The following is an 18,010-nucleotide window of genomic DNA, read 5'->3' as shown; positions in this document are numbered from 1 at the left end:
CTTCGATGCCGAGAGCGGGCTTGATGATCAAAATGATGCATCTTGACTGATCGTGGGTAAACGAGCCGTTCCAAACGGCCGCGAAATCCGGTTCGAGGGGAAGCGCTAAAGGAGCGGAAACCTGTGGCGCAAAACCTGCCTTGCCGCTTTCCATGCGTCACCCGTACCTACCCTCGATATCTCGATTTATCCTCTCTCTGCTAGCGGTCGCTTCGTTTGCCCGAGCAGCGTCGGCAGAAGACCCCATCCCCGTAAAAGTTTGCGTCCTCGCAATGTATGAAATGGGCGAGGTCACGGGCGACCGACCCGGCGAACTCCAATTCTGGGTCGAGCGAGAAGACCTTTCTAATATCTTTGATTTCCCCATGGGCCACACCCCTCTGCGCATGAGCGACGACGGCCTGATGGTCGCGTTGACAGGCGGAGGCGTAACGCACGCCGCAACCACCATAACCGCTTTGGGGATGGATCCCCGATTCGACTTTTCCAAGACCTACTGGATCATCGCTGGCATCGCCGGAGCGGACCCTCAAGACGCCTCGCTCGGTTCTGCCATCTGGGCTCGCTGGGTGGTAGATGGGGATTTGCTTTATGAACTGGATTCTCGAGAGATACCGGAAGAATGGCCTTATGGCATGATTCCGCTGGGCGGATACGAGCCAAACCAGCTGGATACCGGCTGGACCGTGGACAACATCGCCTTCCAGCTAAACGAGGGCCTCGTAAACTGGGCGTATTCATTGACCAAGGACATCCCCCTCGAAGATTCGCCTGCTATGCAAGAGTTCAGGGCCCAGTTCAAAGGTTACCCCAACGCCCTAAAGCCGCCCAGAGTGATGATGGGCGATTCGCTCAGCTCATCGACTTACTTTCATGGCGAACGTCTGAACCATTGGGCCAACGATTGGATGAAACTTCATACGGAAGGAAAAGCGGAATTCGTCACCACCAACATGGAGGACTCTGGAACCCTCACCGCGCTAAGACGACTCGCCGATTCGGGGTTCGTCAATTACGACCGAATCCTGGTCCTACGAACGGCAAGCAACTTCTCGATGCAACCTCCCGGAAAAGACGCCACCTGGAGCGCAACCGCGAGCTACCCAGACAACGGGCGTCCAGCACTGGAGGCAGCCTATAAAATCGGCAGCGCCGTAGCTCATGAACTTATAGACAACTGGACCCAATTTGGCCGGAGAACTCCCGCTGCGGAAGCGCCGAAGATTAAAATCAAGACCGTGGTAGTGACCATGTTCGAAATTGGTGAGGACACGGGAGATCGCCCCGCGGAGTTCCAGTACTGGGTCGAACGGTATCCACTCGATACCCAAATCCCATTCCCGCAAGGCTACCGAGACCTGCGCTATAATGCTGAAGACGGCGTCCTTGGCATCGTAACGGGCATCGGAACGTTCCGCTCCGCATCCTCCATCATGGCGCTCGGCATGGACCCTCGCTTCGATCTTACCGATGCTTACTGGCTGGTGGCTGGAATCGCCGGAGTCGACCCGAACGACATGTCCTTAGGATCCGCAGCATGGGCGGAATGGCTCATAGATGGAGACCTTTCCCACGAAATCGATCCAAGAGAGATCCCCGAAGATTGGAAATATGGATACATGCCACTTCGCTCTGCCGAGTACCCTTGGGGGCCTATTCCTGAAAACGACGAAGGGGTTCGTTATCGCTTGAATACAAAGCTCGTCGACTGGGCCTATCAGCTCACCAAAGACGTGCCTATAAAAGATACCAAGGATATGAAGGCCATGCGGGAGAAATACAAAGGTTACCCGAAAGCCCAAAAACCGCCTTCGGTCATAAAGGGGGATCAACTCGCAGCCATGACCTTTTGGCACGGAAAAATGATGAATGACTGGGCCAACGAATGGGTAGAGTACTGGACCGAGGGTGAAGGCAATTTTGTAACCTCCGCCATGGAGGAAACGGGTACCATGCAGTCTCTCACCTTTTTGGCGAATGCGGGAAAAGTGGATACCGATCGTGTACTGGTCCTGCGAACAGCTAGCAATTTCTCCATGCCTCCTCCAGGAGTTACCGCAGCCGAAAACCTAGCCGGCGAGAAAAAAGGTGGCTACTCCGCATTCATCCCCTCCCTGGAAGCTGCCTACGACGTAGGGAGCACGGTAGTGAGAGAGTTGGTTGAAAATTGGGACAGCTACCAAGACGAGTTACCAGGCTCCGAATAATTTCATTAGCCATGAGACGTCGTCAGCTCGACGACAGTAAAACGCCCTCCAAACGGAGGGCGTTTCTTTTGTCTGCAAACGTTCGCTTAACTGGATTGAAACGAAAGAATGTTCGCAAACTCAGGAGGAGTGAGAAAGGCTTTCACCTAGCAGATATCAGACGCAGCCAACTCGATTCTTGAAAAGCCAGAATCCGAATCTACGCGCGGTCCTAAAACTACTTAATCCAAGTTATGAACCTACCTCCGCTTTCCATCAGGGATTGGTCGGCACTTACCCGCTCCGACCCCGAATTAGCCGCAACAACATTTCTGAACAAAACCATGGCTATCCCGAAGGAGACTCATGGAAAGGTGATCGCGTCGCTGCCTGAGTTGGAATGGCTAACCGAAAGCTTCGAACGATCGGCAAAAAAAGAAGCCCCCCTAGCCGGAGTCCCCTTCATGCTTAAGGATCTCTTCGATTTCCCGGGCTATCCAACCACCGCTTCCTCCAGCTTCTTAAGCGAACTTCGCCCTACCCCAACGATCGAGTCCGCCCTCTCCAAATCGTTTAGAGCGGAAGGAGCCGTATACTGCGGCAAGACACACCTAAACGAGTTTGCGTACGGCTTGTCAGGAGAAAACCCATACTACGGCGACTGCCCTCATCCCTTGTTCCCGGAACGTTTAAGCGGAGGCTCTAGCAGTGGTTCAGCTTGGATCGTGAAATCCGGAATCGCTCCCATTGCAACCGGTACCGATACCGGAGGATCTATCCGAGTACCCGCCGCATGGTGTGGTATCTACGGCCTCAGACTATCCCCTAGCGATTGGTCCACCAAAGGCTGCTTTCCCCTTGCCCCGACCTTCGACACTCCTGGCTGGTTCACGGCTACCGCTGCCGACATGATCACGAGTGTCGAGGCCTTGATCAAGCCGGCGTCAAAGAAAGCAAAATCCCCCCTCAGAGGAGTCAGTCTTCTAGAAACGATCTCCGATCTAAGTCCTGCTTTTCGTGCCAAGTCCTTGGATACACTAGAAACGCTAAATGCCCAGAGCGATCCAAGCGTGACCGCCGCCTTTCGGGACTGCGTCAAAAATATAACGACCCATTACAGTGTGTTGCAAAGTCTGGAAGCCCTAAAAGTACACAGTAAATGGCTGGACTCACACAAAGCCAAATACGACCCAGCGGTTTGGCAACGCATCGATCGTGCTCGTAACTGGTCCGAGCAACAGAAAAAGGATGCACTCGCAGCAGAGGAAAAGATCAAGGCGTTCTTCGGTTCAGCATTCGAACAATACGACTTCATCGCCCTGCCAGCGACTCAGTCCCCAGCGATCACCGCCTCGCAGCACACTGACAAGTTCCGCAGCGAGCTCCTGAGCTTAACGGCCCCCGGAAGCTTCGCCCGATGCCCTGTGCTCACCCTCCCAATACAGTTGGGTAATGGCGAGTCGCAAGGGATACAAATCCTCTACAAAGACGACGCTTCGGATCTCCCAATAAAGCTGCTTAAAACGCTGATCGGAGCGAACTGAAGATCCGCCCCGAACTCAGGACTCGGCCACTCAAACTGATTCGTTGAAAATAGCTTCCGGCAGATAGCCGGTAATGGTGGTCGTGGGAACATTGACCAACTGGCTAACTTTCAAATCCAGAACAACAGAACAGGTCACATAGGCTTGCTCTCGGCTAAGTCCTACTCGCTCCATCAGATACTTAATCGCTCGCCGAACCACCTGCTTGCAGGCTTCGCGAGGGTCCACCGCTGATTCCACAAATGCATGGAAGGGTTTCTCGGTGTATCGAGGTGAAATCAGCTGTCCAGGCGTCAAAATGTAGGGAGCCTCAAGCGGTTTGTCCTTAACCAAAGTCACCTTAAAAGTAACTGTCATAGGCGCCTCCATTCCGTTGATACAGACTTCTCCATCGCCTTGAGTCGCGTGGCAATCTCCAGCGCACAATCCAGCGCCTTCGACAAAAACCGGGAGATGGAGGGTGGATCCAGCAACTAAATGCTTCACATCCATATTGCCTCCAAACGGACCCGGAGGACGTGTCGCAAATTCGCCAGCCTCTTCGCGCTGAACCCCAATGATCCCACAAAAAGGATCTAAATCCAAGGTCAACCCGGGCATGGAGTAGGTCTTATCGCCGTCCAGTTTCCATATGTGAAGGTAAGGCTCGGTAAAATCCTCATCGAGCAATCCTAAGCCCGGAACAATGCTCGTCCACGCCCACCCTTCATGCTCGTATTTGAGTATCTCAATCTTCAGCTGGTCACCCGGTTCGGCCCCTGCAACGGAGATGGGACCTGTCAGGGCATGGATCTTAGTACGGTCGATGAGCTTGTACTCTTCAACCGACATCTCCGCGTGAACTTGACCATCGCTGGCGTCATTCATCTCGATCCGGACAGTATCCCCGGACTCAATACTAAGGCGGGACGGAAATTCCCGATTCCAACTGTTGTAAGTGAAAGAGCGATCTATCTCGTGATGGGCCATCGTGAAGAGTTATGATTTGCTTACAGCTTCGAGGCGAGAAATGTAGTCTTCCAGATAATCCTTCGGATCGAGAGCGTTCGCCCTTCTGAGATGCATGATGGCTGATTTATAGTCCTTGATGTAGACTTCTAGACGGGCCAAGGAGATGAGGGCTTGAGGCTCGAATTCCTTAACCTTAGAGGCACGCTCATACTGAATCATAGCCTTTTCCGTATCTCCCTCGCCTCTGTAGAGATCTCCAAGAGTGATAAGAGCTTTACCGTTCAAAGGATCCTTGCCGACGATCTCTTCCAAGATTTCGGAGGCTTTGGAATTGTCACCTTGGGCGAGTGCGCCACTGGCCTTCAAGTTCAAGAGAGATAGTTCGTTCTTTGGAGAGAGTTCGCCTGCGTAATCGCTCTCGATCTTGGAAACCAATTCCAGCGACTGGCTAATCGACCCACGTTGGGCGAGACCCTCGGCAGAAGAAATCATTTTAGCTACAGGTAGGCCACCCTTGGATACAGCGTCCGAGTAACGCTCCACGGCTAAGTCAGCCAGCCCTTCGTTAAGCAAAATGTCGCCAAGCAAGGCCAAGCTGGCTGGCGAGGCTTTTCCCATACGGGAAACGAGCTCCAGATTAGCCAGAGCTTTATCGAATTTTTGCGAACCCATATAGGCGTTGGCTTGCATCATCCAAAAGTTTGCTTCGGAGGGATTCTTCTCGATCAAGTCGGACAACATTCCAACCGCTTCATCGTTCATTCCCAAATCGAGCAAAGAGTTCAGCTTGCCGAGCAGCCAGTCATTACTCTCAGGCTGGAACAGAAGAGCTTGGCGGTAGGCATCAAGGCTCAAAGAGCTATCCCCTGTATTCAAAAAGCAGTATCCCAACAACCCGAATAGTGTTCCATTTCCGCCACCGACTTCGATAGCTTCGATGAGCATCGGTTTCGCTTCTTCGAACTGCCCGTCTTGCACCAAGGCAAAGCCGAGGTTTTGGTAGGCTCTGAAGAAGCTAGGAAATTTGTCGATCGCTTTGCGATACATGTCCATCGCTTGCTCGCGTTCGCCACTCTGCAGGTAGAGACTGCCGATGGTGTATTCGAACGCAGCAGAGGTCTCTGGGGTGATCGCTTCCGACAAGGTCGTGATCGCTTGACTGGGGTTCGATTCCATCAGATCCGCTACGCCCTGCAGGATCTCGGCTTCATCGGAGGTAACCTTAGGATTTATATCCGTATTGACTCCATAAGTACCAAGGAATCGTTTTTTGAAATCCGGGTTACTCCAGGAATTTTCAGTCAAAGGGTAGACACCATCCGAAGCGGCATGGACTTGTCCAAAAGCGAAACTGAGAGCAAATGTTGCGAGACAAAGCTTGATAGGGTTCTTTTTCATAGTCGGGTCTCTTTCTTAAAATCCTAAAGTATAGCGGTAGCGGGCATTAACGGGTTCGCCATTTTTCATCGGAGTGGTCCACAGAAACTGTTCTGCCGCTTCGATTGCAGCCTCAACGATAGCTGGCGAAGTGGTCTCAACCACCTTCAATACTTTCACGTGGCCGTTAACATCGATTTGAACCTCCACTGTCACACGTCCAGAGCGTCGTTCCTTACGGAACTCGATCGGAGCGATCATCTTCACGGCCTTCAAATTCTTGGGTCGCTCATCGAGGTCTTTGACGTCGAAGAGCTGCAGATCAGCAAGGGCGTCTGGCTGAGCATCCATTCCGCCAAATCCTAGGCCCGCCGCTTGCGCGTCTCCGATGCCTGGATTCATCGCCATTTCCAACTGGGCTAAATCGAGCGGAGGAGGAGGCTCCTGTAATTCCGGGGGAGGGTTCTCTTCAGGTTCCGGCTCCGGTGGCTCGTCCATTTCCGGCGGCGCAGGCGGAGGCGGTTGAGCGATATCGAACTCTCGGTACTCTATGACATCCTTCTTTTGCCCGGCGATAAACTGGGTAAGAGGAAGTAAGGTATAAATGGCAAAAAGGCTACAAGCCGCATAGATCACGGCTCGCAATACAGCGACACGGAACCGAGTCGGTTTGTATCCGTTTTCGAACTTCGACGTTTCCTTGAGAGACTGAGCCATAGTTAGCTGTCAGTGGAAACATTGACCGAAACCGCTCCGGCAAGCTTGGCTTCGTCGATCACGCGAATCAGTAGCTCAGTGGTAACAGTCTTATCGGCTTGGATAATCACAGGCATCTTATCCTTTTGGGAAAGTCTTTTGACCGTAGAGCGAACACCAGTCGGACCTATTTCACGGCCTCCATACACAACCTTACCATTAGCCGTAATCGCAATTAGGATACTATTCTTCTCCAAGTCCTGTGCCGAGGACGCTTGAGGCTTGTTCACCTCAACACCGGTCTCCTCAACGAAGACGGTCGTTACTATGAAGAAAATCAACAATATGAATACCATATCGATGAGGGGAGACATGTTGATCTCATCCCCACCCTCATCTACATCGGAAAATCTGCGTTTTATGCTCATCGAGTTAAGCTCCTATTTTTCCTTTTTCTATTTTCTTGAGGGTCAAAATCTCGACCTGGGTGCAAAAGGCATCCATCTGGTCCCGACGACGCTTAACAAGGTTCAACATAATATAGCCAGGGATAGCCAAAACGAGGCCGGTCTGAGTCGTAATCAGCGCCTCTGAAATTCCTCCAGCAACGAGATCGACGGTATTGCCAGCAGAGCTGTTCGAGAGACCAGAAAACGTATTCAACATTCCAGTTACGGTACCAAGCAAACCGGTCAGAGGCGCAGTTCCGACTAAAATGGCCGAAAAGCGGATTCGGCTGTTTATACGAGAAAGATGGGAAGAGCGTATCTCCTCCATTCGATCCCGTACGTCATCCATGGAATCCACATCGTGCTGCGCGTATTGAATGATATCGCCCAAGGCGCCATTCGCTTCGGTCGGCCGATCTACCCAATGCTCCCATTCGTCGGGGTTACTGTTGTAGTAGTCGTTGAGACCGAAGTAGACTATGATTTCAAACAAGGCGAAGTATATGACGAGCCCCAGTATGGCGAGCGGCACCATCAAGGCGCCACCGGCAACCCAGATTCGTACAACCTCTTGCGTTAGTTCCTCAAACACGTCTTCGGGGATTTACTCTTCTACTTGGAAGTGGCTTTGACTCCATTCACGAAGGACATGGCCGATCTCTCGAGACCGGCCATGATCGACTTGGCCCGACGAGCAAGGAAGGCGTGGAAGAGCAAGGATGGGATCGCAACCACCAGACCGAACTCTGTTGTGATCAATGCTTCGGAAATACCACCGGATAACGATTTCGCGTCTCCCGTTCCAAAGATAGTTATCAACTTAAAGGTGTTGATCATACCAGTTACGGTACCCAAAAGACCGAGAAGCGGAGCAGTCGCCGCGGTAACCGCAATGACAGAAAGCAGGCGTTCGATCTTTGGCTGAGTAGCGATCATGCGCTCTAGCAAGATTTCCTCGAGCAGCTCCTTCGGCTCGTCCGCATTTTCAACGCCGACCGCCAGAAGTTCGCCACTTGGTCCAGGAAGGGCACGAGCTTCATGCAGCGCCTTCTCCTTATCTCCACCACGATAGAGCTTCACGATCTTGGTGATCGCTCCGCCAGGCAAGCCCTTCACAGTAACGAGCTCGAAAAGCTTGTAGATCGAGATGATCATGGAAACGAGGGCGAAGCCAAGTATTGGGAAAACCCATACGCCGCCCTTAAGAATGTGCTCGGCGATGCTTTCTTCAGTGGAGGCAATTGCGATTGCTTTTCCTAAGGTCGGGTCGAGGGGAAGTTCGCCTGAAGAGCTGGACGCTACCGTGGCGATGGTGTCGCTACCGCCTTTGACTGGAATAACTGCAGGTTCTCCCGACTTACCCGCCATCGTCAAACCGCCAGATCCATTCTTAGCCGAGAAATAAGAGACCGGCCCGAAGAGGACAAAAGTCCCTTCTTCCAACTCGCCGCTATCCGTTACGGCAGTCCCGGAAAAAACCTGACCACCAATGATCGAATCGATGCGTTCCATCCCCATCTCAATCGCTTCGAGCTGGGCTGTGATGACATCGATACGGGAAAGCTCTGGATCATCTACCGCCAACAAGGTCGAGTCGATCTTCGGTTGGTAAGTATCCAGTTCACTAGGATCGGCTCGCGACTCGATATTGGAAATGTACTCCGTCATCAAACTGACAACGTAGTCGACCTCGTCCTGCCGTTGTTGCACGTTCAACTCCAACGAGGAGAGATCCATTGTAGTCGCGTCGCTGGTACGGGAAGCCTTTTCGAATTCTTTACGGAGATCGCTGACCTCCGCATTCAGGGAATTCAGGTCTTTGGCAAGCGGCGCTTTTTCATCAGCGATCGTCGACCTCAAAGTCGAGAGCTCGGCGAGCGAATCTTCAAGCGAAGATTCCACAGAGGAAACGGCGGACTCCAAGCTTGTTTGAGCGGATAAGCTAAGCAACGGAGCTAGCAAAAGAGAAGCGGTAGCAAGTAAGGGAAATCTCATGGTCAATGGTGCCTTATTTGATGGTGACTGGCAGGCGGATGAACTCAGCTTCAGCTGAACCTTGATACACCGCGAAAAGGTCCGCTATCTGGCTCGCGCTTTCAGGAGTTTCCTTCCACTCCCATCCTTCAGAACCTGGAAAGCCCACACCGGCGTACTTGCCTGTCTTGTCTTGGAAGTATGCTCCAGCTAGGCCGAAATACAAAATGTCCACTTCAGCGGGTCCGCTTTCCAAATCTTGGATTTTGGAGACTAGCTGTACCCCACCATTGAATTTGTCCGCCTGGCTCAGAAGCACGACGATCGTTTGCAGACGCTGAGAAACTGACAACCGAGACTCTGCCCCAGCCTCTGGGATACGATTAAACGAAACGCTGACTTCCTCCTGCAGAGGAGGCGGAAATTTGCCGTGCAATCCCACGATCTTCTCCTCGAGCTTTCCGATGTTTTCGCCGAGAAAGTCCATCGCTGATATGAATTCCTCACGTTGCTCCACGAAGGCTCCACGTTTCTTGTCCGCTTCAGTGGTCGCAGATTCAGCCAACTCTATGCGCTCGATCAGTGTTTCCTTTTCCTGCTTCAAGAGGCTGATCATATCGGTGATGATCTCTCGCTCGGAATCCCAATCGCTTCTTTCTTCAGAGATTAGTTTCTCGACAGCGACCCATTCGGAAACAGCGCTTCTGGCGCTATCTAGATCAACCTGAGCTTGGGTAGAGAGAGCTGTGAACGAGAAAAGACCAATCAGCGAAAGGGTCTTATTTCGTAGGGTTCTTAAATTTTGCACAGGCAGCCGTCAGCCAGTTTTGCGCCAAACCCAGCCTGTCTTTATGAAAATCACTCATAGTTCAGATCGTGGTGAAGTAATGCCTGAACGCGGGCGCTAATGTTTCTTTTCGTGCGCCAGAACTCCCCCCAAAGACCCACTTGGCGCAAAGAAAAGGCCCACGGAACTCGTTCCGCGGGCCCTGCTAATTTGGCTAAAAGTGTATTAGTTGGAAAGTGGCGTAATGATCAAACCAGTTGGCACTTCCGGCTCCCTTGCGTCTTCTCCGAGCTCAAGTATGGTGCCGTCTAGGCTTACATGGCTGAAGCTCGCACTCGCTGTTCCTTCTGCAGAACCCGCAGCAACCGCAAATCCTACGAATACCGGAGAACCAAGGTCCAAGACCATGGAGTGGATCGTCTCCCAATCCCCATCTCCGCTTTTCGTGTAAAATGTGATGGTCTCTCCATCGCGATCGATTTTGAGCCAAGAACCCAATTCGAAATCAGTCTTAACCGATACGCCTTCTACCGAAGCTCCTCGGGACTGGCGGCTTCTTGCTACCAAGGATCCGGAATCGTTCAAGAGAAGAGAAGCTTGGGTCGCAGGGCCGTAAAGAGCCGAGCGAAGCATCAAACCAGCTACACTCTGGTTAGAAGCCGATACGAAAGCGTCCAACCTGGCTATGACAGACACATCTCCCTCGACTCTTAGATAATAATAGCTCGGCGAGTCAGAGGTCCCAGCGATTACTCCCAACTCATCTTCCAAATAGAAGGTATCGGTCGCCAAGTCATACCCTCCTTCGACAGTGGAGCCTTCTCCGTCGATGGCAGTCGTCTTGAGGTTCGAAACGATATCACTGCTGGAAGGCGCTTCGCTCACGCTGATTGAAAGTTGATCGCTTACGGTTCCTTCCGCTCCGAGGAACGAAGCCGTAGCTACCAAAGTGTAGCTTCCCGTTTCCGATATTCCGAACGTTAGCTCGTAAGGGGACGAAGAAACTTCTTCGATCAAAACGCCATCTAGGGTAAACGAAACCGCCGCCACATCGCTAGAGTCAGAGAATACCGAACTCACTGTGAAGCTCTCACCCGCTCTCGCTTGACCGGCGATTGTATCGATACCGAGTTCTAAGCTCGGGTAGTCGTAGGAACCAATAGACAAAAGGAACTGCATCGAAGCGGAATCCTCGCCGTCCGAAACGGAGACAGTGATGGTAGCAAAACCGCCGTTACTCAAAGGATCCAAGGAAATGGTTCGGCTCGAACCCGAACCTCCAAGGGTGATTCCCGTTTCATCGATAACAGATTCATCGCTGCTGCTTACGGAGAGGATCAAATCTTCTGCCGAATCTTCGAAGTCAGAGATGGTGAACTCTAAACCAGAGGCCGATTCGTTGGCGGCAAGCTCCACTGGCTCGATCGAGGATATCGAAGGAGCTACATTTATGTAGTGCGCAGCTACATTCGAATAATCGGAGGACCCAAACGAATTGTAGGCGGAAACTCGATAACTGTATACGACTCCCGGCTCAGCGGAGCTGTCTAAATAGGCTTCAGTGTCTGCGTCGACAGTAGCGAGCAATAGATATTCACCATCTCCCGATTTACGCTCTACATTGAACCCTTCTTCGTTGTCGGAATTGTCGGTCCAGGTGAGTTCGACCTCATCGGCCTGGACCCAGCTCGCCGCCATCCCCAACGCAAACGCGGAGAAAACGAGCAGCGATCTGCGGAGCTTTCCTATTTTTTCAAAATTAGTGGCTGACATGCCCCCTACTTACGGCTCGCTAGAGCCTAAAAGCATGCCAAGGGGCGAAGTTGAAGTCTTTGCCTAAAAAGCACTGGGGGGTTTTCCGTTACCTCAAGAAAGATACTCCCACAGTCTCCCTTGAGTTCAATTACTCCCCAACTACTTAGCGTCCTTCTCCAAGCTCAGGGCTAGAGAGAAGCTGCAAGCTCGCGAACCAGACATTCAGTATCCTTCCAACCGATACACGCGTCGGTGATCGACTGTCCGAATACTCGCGGCCCCGCATTCGCAGACTGCTGTCCAGCCACGAGATTGCTCTCGAGCATGATACCCGCGATTCCGTCCTGTCCCGCGACCTTCTGACGCAGAACCTCCATCGCCACAGAGGCCTGTTTTCGGTGGTCCTTTCCAGAATTGCCATGGGAGCAATCTACCACCACGCCACGAGATAAACCTAGCAATCTCCCCGCATCGACCGCATTCGAAACGCTTTTTGAGTCGAAATTAGGCCCGTTCGAACCTCCTCTGAGGATGACATGGGCACCATTATTTCCCTGAGTCGAAACCAAGGCAGGACATCCGTGCAAATCTTGGGAGTAGAATGAGTGCGAACTTTGAGCGGAGCGTACCGCGTTCACAGCAGAACTCAGACCGCCATCCATGCCGTTTTTCAGGCCGATCGGCATCTCCAAACGACTCGCCAACTCGCGATGAATCTGGCTTTCCACGGTTCTGGCCCCAATCGAACCGTAGGACATACAATCCTCCAAGTAGGGCGCCAGAAGAGGATTAAGGAATTCCGTGGCACAGGATACCCCGCTACCCGTCAAGCGAGCAAGTAGCCGACGGGCCAGAGCGATTCCCGCTGCAGGGCTTCGCTCACCTTCAGTCATGGGATCGTAGAGGAGCCCCTTCCAACCCACCACGCTGCGAGGCTTTTCGAAGTAGGTACGCATCACGAGAAGAGCCTTATCCAGCACCTCTTCCGCAAGCCTGGCGAAGCGCTCTGCGTACACGAGGGCCGAGTTGACATTGTCGATTGAGCACGGACCGCACAAGATAAGCAGACGCTCAGAATCCTTGCCCTGCAAGATGTCTCCGATCTCCGTTCTGGCTCTTGCAACGGTCGCCTGGCCATTTTCGTCGAGCGGCAAATTTTGACGCATCTGGAAAGGGCTTGGTATCGAAATGCACTGGTCGTCAACTTCGGCTGTCGAGACAGCAGTCTGTTCTAGTAAATCGCTTTTCATGTGAATTGGTTCGGGAGGGTCAGTGGTTTGAAGAAGGTTCTGGAAACGCGAAAAGCCCTGGATTTTCGGGAAATCCAGGGCTTTTCGTATATGATCTAGTTTTAATCAGACAATATCGGTCACGCTCCTGGAGTATCCCAAAAGTAATAAAACCAAAATGCGTAAAACTTGACCGATGTCATTGGATCCACCTGAACACTCAATCCCCTACAGGTCAACCCTTATAAAGCCTAGTACTGGAACAAGGTCTGCCAGCTTCTTAGGCGTGCCGGCCGATGACCGATCTGAAGTTTTCTATACTGATCGGTTTTACCAAGCAATCTGAACACCCAGCCGCCATCGCTTTGTCTAGCTCGCTTTTCATGGCGTGCGCTGTATGGGCGATCACCGGAAGGTCCGGGCGAAGCTTTTTAATCCTTCGTGTCGCCTCCAAGCCATCCATGATTGGCATGCTGAGATCCATAATCACGAGACCAATCGAATCGTCATTCTCTATGATCTTCAGTGCTTCGCGACCATCCTCAGCACGAATTGAGTCAAATTTTTCCAGTCGTAGAAACTCTTCAATCACGAGGAAATTCGTATCGTCATCCTCAGCGACTAAAATCTTTAAGCGCTTACCTTGCGGAACGACAGATGACGGACCCGATCCATCCGTTTTGGAAGGATCCCAAACCGGCAAAGGTAGAATGTCGGAACGGTCCTTGATGGTGAACTTGAATACCGTGCCTTGCGGATGGTTATCCTCGATCCAAATGCTGCCCCCCAAAAGGCGGACCAAGCCTTCGCAGATAGATAGGCCCAAACCTACGCCATCGTTCTCTCGTGCCACTTCGTCCGAACCTTGCAGAAAACGGCTAAACACCCGCTCCTTCATTTCATCCGGAATTCCGCTCCCGGTATCCACTACGAAAAACTCGATCAGACCGTTGTCCAGCTTTCGGTAGCCAACTCGAATTGACCCTTCTAAAGTGAACTTGATGGAATTTGAAACCAGGTTGTAGATAATCTGCTTCAGGCGTGTCTGGTCGCAAACAACGTAATCCGACTCCTGTAATTGATTTTCTATGACAAGTTCGAGAGCTCCGTCCGCCACCGAACGGATACGGTCGAAAAAGATCGAATAGGTTTCCCCCATCAAAAGACTCAAGTCGCAAGGCCCCGGCTCTACGCTCAATTGGCCAGATTCAATCTGAGCCAAATCTATGATATCCCCGAGAATTCGCAGCAAATGGTTCCCGTTGGACAGGATAATATCAAGGAAGCGACCATTCTCCTCCTCAGTAACGGATTCGCTTTTCAGCAGCTGGGCGAATCCCATGATCGCATTGAGAGGCGTCCTGATCTCATGAGACATGTTTGCGAGAAAGGCGGATTTCAAACGATCGCTTTCCACCGCTTTCTCCTTGGCGTGTTGCAGATCCTTTTCGCGCTGTTTCTGGCGAGTGATGTTACGACTGTAAATGGCTGCTCCCGTCACGTAACCGTTCTCGCGTATCGGCTTAAGGGATACGTCGTAAAAATACTTCAACCCCCTCACGGTAAAACTGTCCTCCACGCGCATGGACTCCCCTTCGAATACCGAATCGAAACGCGGCTTCCAGAGCTCTACCAGCTCCGGGTCGGAGCTCTCGATTAAATTGTCACCGATGTGCAGGCTAGTTCCGTAGGAACCCCTCATGTCTGCGAGAAACCGTCTGTTAAAGACGGTCAGACGGTATTGCCTATCGATCGAGAACACGATATTGTCGGTGCTTTCTAGAATGGCTTCCAAATAGGAAGAGCCACGATCAAGTTGAGCCTCAACATTCTTTCGCTCCGTCACCACAGTCATAGCTCCGGCAACCCGCACCCTTCCGGACATTTCCGACTCGACTACCTGCATGGTGACCTCGACCCAAACGATGCTGCGGTCAGATCTCACGAAACGACAATCCAGTGGACTCCTCCTGCTTCCAGTCAGAACACCTTCGACCGCCATATCGAAAGCGGCCCTGTCGTCTCGGAAGATCGAATCCTTGAACTGATCGATATCGAAACGGGATTCCCAGTGCTCGATTCCCAAAATCTTCCCAACCACGTCTGTGGCTTCGATTTGACCCGTATCGTAATCCCACAACCAAGCTCCCACTCCCGCTGCTGACAAGGCGGGTTGAAACGGGTTAGCTTCGGATATTGGCAAGCTGTCGACCTTGCGTACAGGAGTTGCAGCACTTGAAATCAGAAATCTAGCCAACGCAACTGAAGCAATTGCCAAAAATGCAACAATGAGTACGGACTGGGGCACATACATACTTCCGACTATCACTACTACAGCTCCGACGAGGTAAGGAGCGGCTTCGAGGAAGTATTTTTTAGACGGCGTCATTAAAATTGCTGAAATGCGAATCACTACCCGAGAGGAGCTTCGAGATTTGAAATAAATTAAGCCCGATCGCGGAGAGAGCCCTCGTGATATCCTGAGGTCGCCGAAATAGAAATTCGCAGGTCCTGCAATCGCAAGACGTTCCTATCAGAAATTGACAGTAATCCTTCATCGAAGTCCAAAAACGATAATTTGAGATCCGCATCATCTCTTTTTCAAGTCGGAGCAGAAAAAGCACAACATAGTTAATTTCACTTACGTTTTTATAATTATATAAACAAGTAAAATGAACAAAAGATGACACTTTTGGAATTGAAAGGAATTCGCCTAAAAGGTTCGCTATGAGGGTCCTACAGAACTTGGGCGAACCTCAACAATATCCCTCAATTCCTATGAGCGAAATCACAAAATCCCCGACAATAATTGGCGACGCATTGCCCAATATCCCCTGGGAAGACCGTCCTGCCGGTTCGAACGATCCGGTCTGGCGCTGCAGCCAGAATCCGATCATCGACTGGAACCCAATCCCAAGCGGAGCCCGAGCTTACAACAGTGCCGTAGTTCCCTTCGGCGACGGATTCGTTGGAGTTTTCCGTATCGACGACAAGTCAGGACGTGCAGGCTTGCACTTCGGCAAAAGTCAGGACGCCCTGAATTGGGAGCTTGAGGACGAGCTGATCGACTGGGTGGATGAGAAAGGAAACCCAAACCCAAACTCCTACGCCTACGATCCTCGTGTCGTTAAAATCGAAGACACTTACTACATCACTTGGTGCGACGATCTGAAGGGTGCCTCGATCGGTCTCGGCTACACGAAGGATTTCAAGACCTTCGTAAAATCTGAAAATCCGTTGATGCCCTTCAATCGAAACGGAGTACTATTTCCACGCAAAATCGGTGGAGAGTACGTCCTTTTGAGTCGTCCTAGCGACAGTGCCCATACTCCATTTGGCGACATTTTCCTCAGCCATTCTCCCGATATGGTTTATTGGGGCAAGCACCGCCACGTGATGAGCGCTGGGGGTTCCGGATGGTGGCAAGGCGTCAAAATAGGAGCCGGCCCCATCCCTATCGAAACGAAGGAAGGCTGGCTAATGCTTTACCACGGCGTTTCAACCACCTGTAGCGGTTTCGTCTACAGCATCGGAGCAGCCATTCTGGACCTAGAAAATCCAACTAAGGTCCTGTACCGCACTCGCGGCTATATTCTGACTCCAGAAAAGCCTTATGAAACCACCGGTTTCGTTCCAAACGTAGCCTTCCCTTGCGCCACCCTTTACGACGCGCCGAGTGGAAAGATCGCCATCTACTACGGAGCCGCCGACACCTATTGCGCTGTCGCGTTCACCCAGGTCGACGAGCTGATCGAGTACATTAAAAACGACTCGGAAGTTTAGTTCGCTTATCAGTTTGAAAATAAAAGGCGGAAAGGGAGGGATCCCTTTCCGCCTTTTATTTTGTTTCAAACCGCTGCGATCGCAGGATCTGAAAACTTCCGATCAAACCACAGGAAGGATGTTACCTTCGCTGTCATAGAAGATCTCTTTGATCTTCACATTTCGCAGATGGTTAACGCCATCGGAAATTTCGCAGTCATGATGGAATAGGAACCAACGATCCTGAAATTCCACGATCGAGTGGTGTGTTGTCCAACCCAATACTGGTTCTAAAATCCGGCCTCCGTAGACAAACGGTCCGTAAGGATTGTCACTGGTTGCGTAGCAGATGTAGTGAGTATCTCCCGTGGAATAAGAAAAGTAGTAACGGCCGTTGTATTTGTGCATCCATGACGCCTCAAAGAATCGACGGTCGTGGTCGCTGGCCTTCAGCAGCTCGCCATTCTCGTCGACGATTTCGATTTCTCGAGGCTTCTCGGCGAATTCCTTCATGTCGTCCGTCAATTTTCCCACCACAGGAAGGATAGCAGGAACATCACCCTCCGGTTCAGAGCCAGCCGGATTATACTCATCACCCTGCCAATTTTGCAACTGACCGCCCCAAATGCCCCCAAAATACATGTAGGCCTGATTATCGTCGTCCACAAAGGTAGCAGGGTCGATACTGAAGCTCCCCTTCATCGGCTCCGGCTCTGGTGAGAATGGTCCTTCTGGACGATCCGACACGGCCACACCTATCCGAAAAATCCCGCCTTTGTCGCGGGCCGGAAAATAGAGGTAGTATTTTCCGTCTTTGTAGGCCGCATCAGGCGCCCAAAGTTGCTTATCTGCCCAGGCCACGTCTTCGACGCTGAGCGCTACCCCATGATCGGTCACCTCTCCCTCCAAATCGTCCATGGAAAACACGTGATAATCCACCATGTCGTACTGGTCGCCGTTGTCGTTGGTTGGCTGATCTGTCTCCCTGTCATGGGAGGGATAGATGTAAAGCTTGCCTTCGAAAACGTGGGCCGAGGGATCGGCAGTGTAGAGATGTGAAATAAGAGGTTTGTTGAGCATACGTATCGGGTTCTAAAAGGGCGTGAGGACAGTGAAGGTGTGGGGCGCACCGTGACAGGCGCCAAATTCTGTAAACGCGAGTACTCTTACAACGCGTTACACACTGGCGACATCCAGTATTTGGTCTAGCTATAGCTCAAACGCGTGCTAGCTCGCTAACAACCAACGGGGTAAATCATTGAGCAATAGACCATTGAAACTGACGAGAACGAATCAAAAT

14 protein-coding genes are annotated in these 18,010 nt (G+C 51.7%); 3 read left to right on the top strand and 11 right to left on the bottom strand.

Annotated features, from left to right (window positions below; all coding sequences use genetic code 11):
- Nucleotides 1–152 precede the first annotated feature (152 nt).
- The gene (locus H5P27_RS05180; RefSeq protein ID WP_185659309.1) at nucleotides 153–2,207 is read left to right on the top strand and encodes a purine-nucleoside phosphorylase; all 2,055 of its coding nucleotides are present in this window, start codon (nucleotides 153–155) and stop codon (nucleotides 2,205–2,207) included.
- A gap of 233 nt (nucleotides 2,208–2,440) precedes the next feature.
- On the top strand, nucleotides 2,441–3,730 hold the full coding sequence (locus H5P27_RS05175) for an amidase (protein ID WP_185659308.1): 1,290 nt from the start codon (nucleotides 2,441–2,443) through the stop codon (nucleotides 3,728–3,730).
- 30 nt (nucleotides 3,731–3,760) lie between these two features.
- Here H5P27_RS05175 and H5P27_RS05170 read toward each other — a convergent pair whose 3' ends face one another.
- The 10 genes from H5P27_RS05170 to H5P27_RS05125 all read right to left on the bottom strand — a co-directional run bounded on the left by H5P27_RS05170 (nucleotide 3,761) and on the right by H5P27_RS05125 (nucleotide 15,337).
- Complete coding sequence (locus H5P27_RS05170) at nucleotides 3,761–4,699, bottom strand: acetamidase/formamidase family protein (protein WP_185659307.1); 939 nt, start codon at nucleotides 4,697–4,699, stop codon at nucleotides 3,761–3,763.
- Nucleotides 4,700–4,708: 9 nt separating this feature from the next.
- Nucleotides 4,709–6,079: a tetratricopeptide repeat protein gene (locus H5P27_RS05165; RefSeq protein ID WP_185659306.1), complete on the bottom strand. Its 1,371-nt coding sequence runs from the start codon at nucleotides 6,077–6,079 to the stop codon at nucleotides 4,709–4,711.
- 15 nt (nucleotides 6,080–6,094) lie between these two features.
- The gene (locus H5P27_RS05160; protein ID WP_185659305.1) at nucleotides 6,095–6,775 is read right to left on the bottom strand and encodes an energy transducer TonB; all 681 of its coding nucleotides are present in this window, start codon (nucleotides 6,773–6,775) and stop codon (nucleotides 6,095–6,097) included.
- A gap of 2 nt (nucleotides 6,776–6,777) precedes the next feature.
- Nucleotides 6,778–7,182 (bottom strand): ExbD/TolR family protein, encoded by a 405-nt coding sequence (locus tag H5P27_RS05155; protein WP_185659304.1) that lies wholly within the window; start codon nucleotides 7,180–7,182, stop codon nucleotides 6,778–6,780.
- A gap of 4 nt (nucleotides 7,183–7,186) precedes the next feature.
- The gene (locus H5P27_RS19915) at nucleotides 7,187–7,795 is read right to left on the bottom strand and encodes a MotA/TolQ/ExbB proton channel family protein (RefSeq protein ID WP_185659303.1); all 609 of its coding nucleotides are present in this window, start codon (nucleotides 7,793–7,795) and stop codon (nucleotides 7,187–7,189) included.
- Nucleotides 7,796–7,815: 20 nt separating this feature from the next.
- Entirely contained in the window at nucleotides 7,816–9,198 is a 1,383-nt protein-coding gene (locus H5P27_RS05145; RefSeq protein WP_185659302.1) for a MotA/TolQ/ExbB proton channel family protein, read from the bottom strand.
- Between the two features lie 13 nt (nucleotides 9,199–9,211).
- Nucleotides 9,212–9,985: a DUF3450 family protein gene (locus H5P27_RS05140; protein ID WP_185659301.1), complete on the bottom strand. Its 774-nt coding sequence runs from the start codon at nucleotides 9,983–9,985 to the stop codon at nucleotides 9,212–9,214.
- Nucleotides 9,986–10,189: 204 nt separating this feature from the next.
- Nucleotides 10,190–11,737, bottom strand: coding sequence for an Ig-like domain-containing protein (locus H5P27_RS05135; protein WP_185659300.1), 1,548 nt, complete (start codon nucleotides 11,735–11,737; stop codon nucleotides 10,190–10,192).
- Between the two features lie 170 nt (nucleotides 11,738–11,907).
- Complete coding sequence (locus H5P27_RS05130) at nucleotides 11,908–12,969, bottom strand: 3-deoxy-7-phosphoheptulonate synthase (protein ID WP_185659299.1); 1,062 nt, start codon at nucleotides 12,967–12,969, stop codon at nucleotides 11,908–11,910.
- Nucleotides 12,970–13,228: 259 nt separating this feature from the next.
- On the bottom strand, nucleotides 13,229–15,337 hold the full coding sequence (locus H5P27_RS05125) for a PAS domain-containing hybrid sensor histidine kinase/response regulator (protein ID WP_185659298.1): 2,109 nt from the start codon (nucleotides 15,335–15,337) through the stop codon (nucleotides 13,229–13,231).
- A 389-nt stretch (nucleotides 15,338–15,726) separates the two neighbouring features.
- Here H5P27_RS05125 and H5P27_RS05120 point away from each other — a divergent pair, with 389 nt between their 5' ends.
- Nucleotides 15,727–16,731, top strand: coding sequence for a glycoside hydrolase family 130 protein (locus tag H5P27_RS05120; RefSeq protein WP_185659297.1), 1,005 nt, complete (start codon nucleotides 15,727–15,729; stop codon nucleotides 16,729–16,731).
- Nucleotides 16,732–16,833: 102 nt separating this feature from the next.
- Here H5P27_RS05120 and H5P27_RS05115 read toward each other — a convergent pair whose 3' ends face one another.
- Nucleotides 16,834–17,790 (bottom strand): glycoside hydrolase family 43 protein, encoded by a 957-nt coding sequence (locus H5P27_RS05115; protein ID WP_185659296.1) that lies wholly within the window; start codon nucleotides 17,788–17,790, stop codon nucleotides 16,834–16,836.
- Between the last annotated feature and the right edge of the window lie 220 nt (nucleotides 17,791–18,010).

Origin of the sequence: Pelagicoccus albus (genome assembly GCF_014230145.1) — a bacterium.
GTDB classification, from domain to species: Bacteria; Verrucomicrobiota; Verrucomicrobiia; order Opitutales; family Opitutaceae; genus Pelagicoccus; species Pelagicoccus albus.
This window is presented reverse-complemented; position numbering and strand designations above follow the sequence as displayed.

What these genes read in the sequence shown, in the direction of transcription:
- H5P27_RS05115 (WP_185659296.1), bottom strand. Translation starts at nt 17,790, where the DNA reads ATGCTCAACAAACCTCTTATTTCACATCTCTACACTGCCGATCCCTCG.
- H5P27_RS05165 (WP_185659306.1), bottom strand. Translation starts at nt 6,079, where the DNA reads ATGAAAAAGAACCCTATCAAGCTTTGTCTCGCAACATTTGCTCTCAGT.
- H5P27_RS05130 (WP_185659299.1), bottom strand. Translation starts at nt 12,969, where the DNA reads ATGAAAAGCGATTTACTAGAACAGACTGCTGTCTCGACAGCCGAAGTT.
- H5P27_RS05135 (WP_185659300.1), bottom strand. Translation starts at nt 11,737, where the DNA reads ATGTCAGCCACTAATTTTGAAAAAATAGGAAAGCTCCGCAGATCGCTG.
- H5P27_RS05175 (WP_185659308.1), top strand. Translation starts at nt 2,441, where the DNA reads ATGAACCTACCTCCGCTTTCCATCAGGGATTGGTCGGCACTTACCCGC.
- H5P27_RS05145 (WP_185659302.1), bottom strand. Translation starts at nt 9,198, where the DNA reads ATGAGATTTCCCTTACTTGCTACCGCTTCTCTTTTGCTAGCTCCGTTG.
- H5P27_RS05160 (WP_185659305.1), bottom strand. Translation starts at nt 6,775, where the DNA reads ATGGCTCAGTCTCTCAAGGAAACGTCGAAGTTCGAAAACGGATACAAA.
- H5P27_RS05155 (WP_185659304.1), bottom strand. Translation starts at nt 7,182, where the DNA reads ATGAGCATAAAACGCAGATTTTCCGATGTAGATGAGGGTGGGGATGAG.
- H5P27_RS05170 (WP_185659307.1), bottom strand. Translation starts at nt 4,699, where the DNA reads ATGGCCCATCACGAGATAGATCGCTCTTTCACTTACAACAGTTGGAAT.
- H5P27_RS05125 (WP_185659298.1), bottom strand. Translation starts at nt 15,337, where the DNA reads ATGACGCCGTCTAAAAAATACTTCCTCGAAGCCGCTCCTTACCTCGTC.
- H5P27_RS05180 (WP_185659309.1), top strand. Translation starts at nt 153, where the DNA reads ATGCGTCACCCGTACCTACCCTCGATATCTCGATTTATCCTCTCTCTG.
- H5P27_RS05120 (WP_185659297.1), top strand. Translation starts at nt 15,727, where the DNA reads ATGAGCGAAATCACAAAATCCCCGACAATAATTGGCGACGCATTGCCC.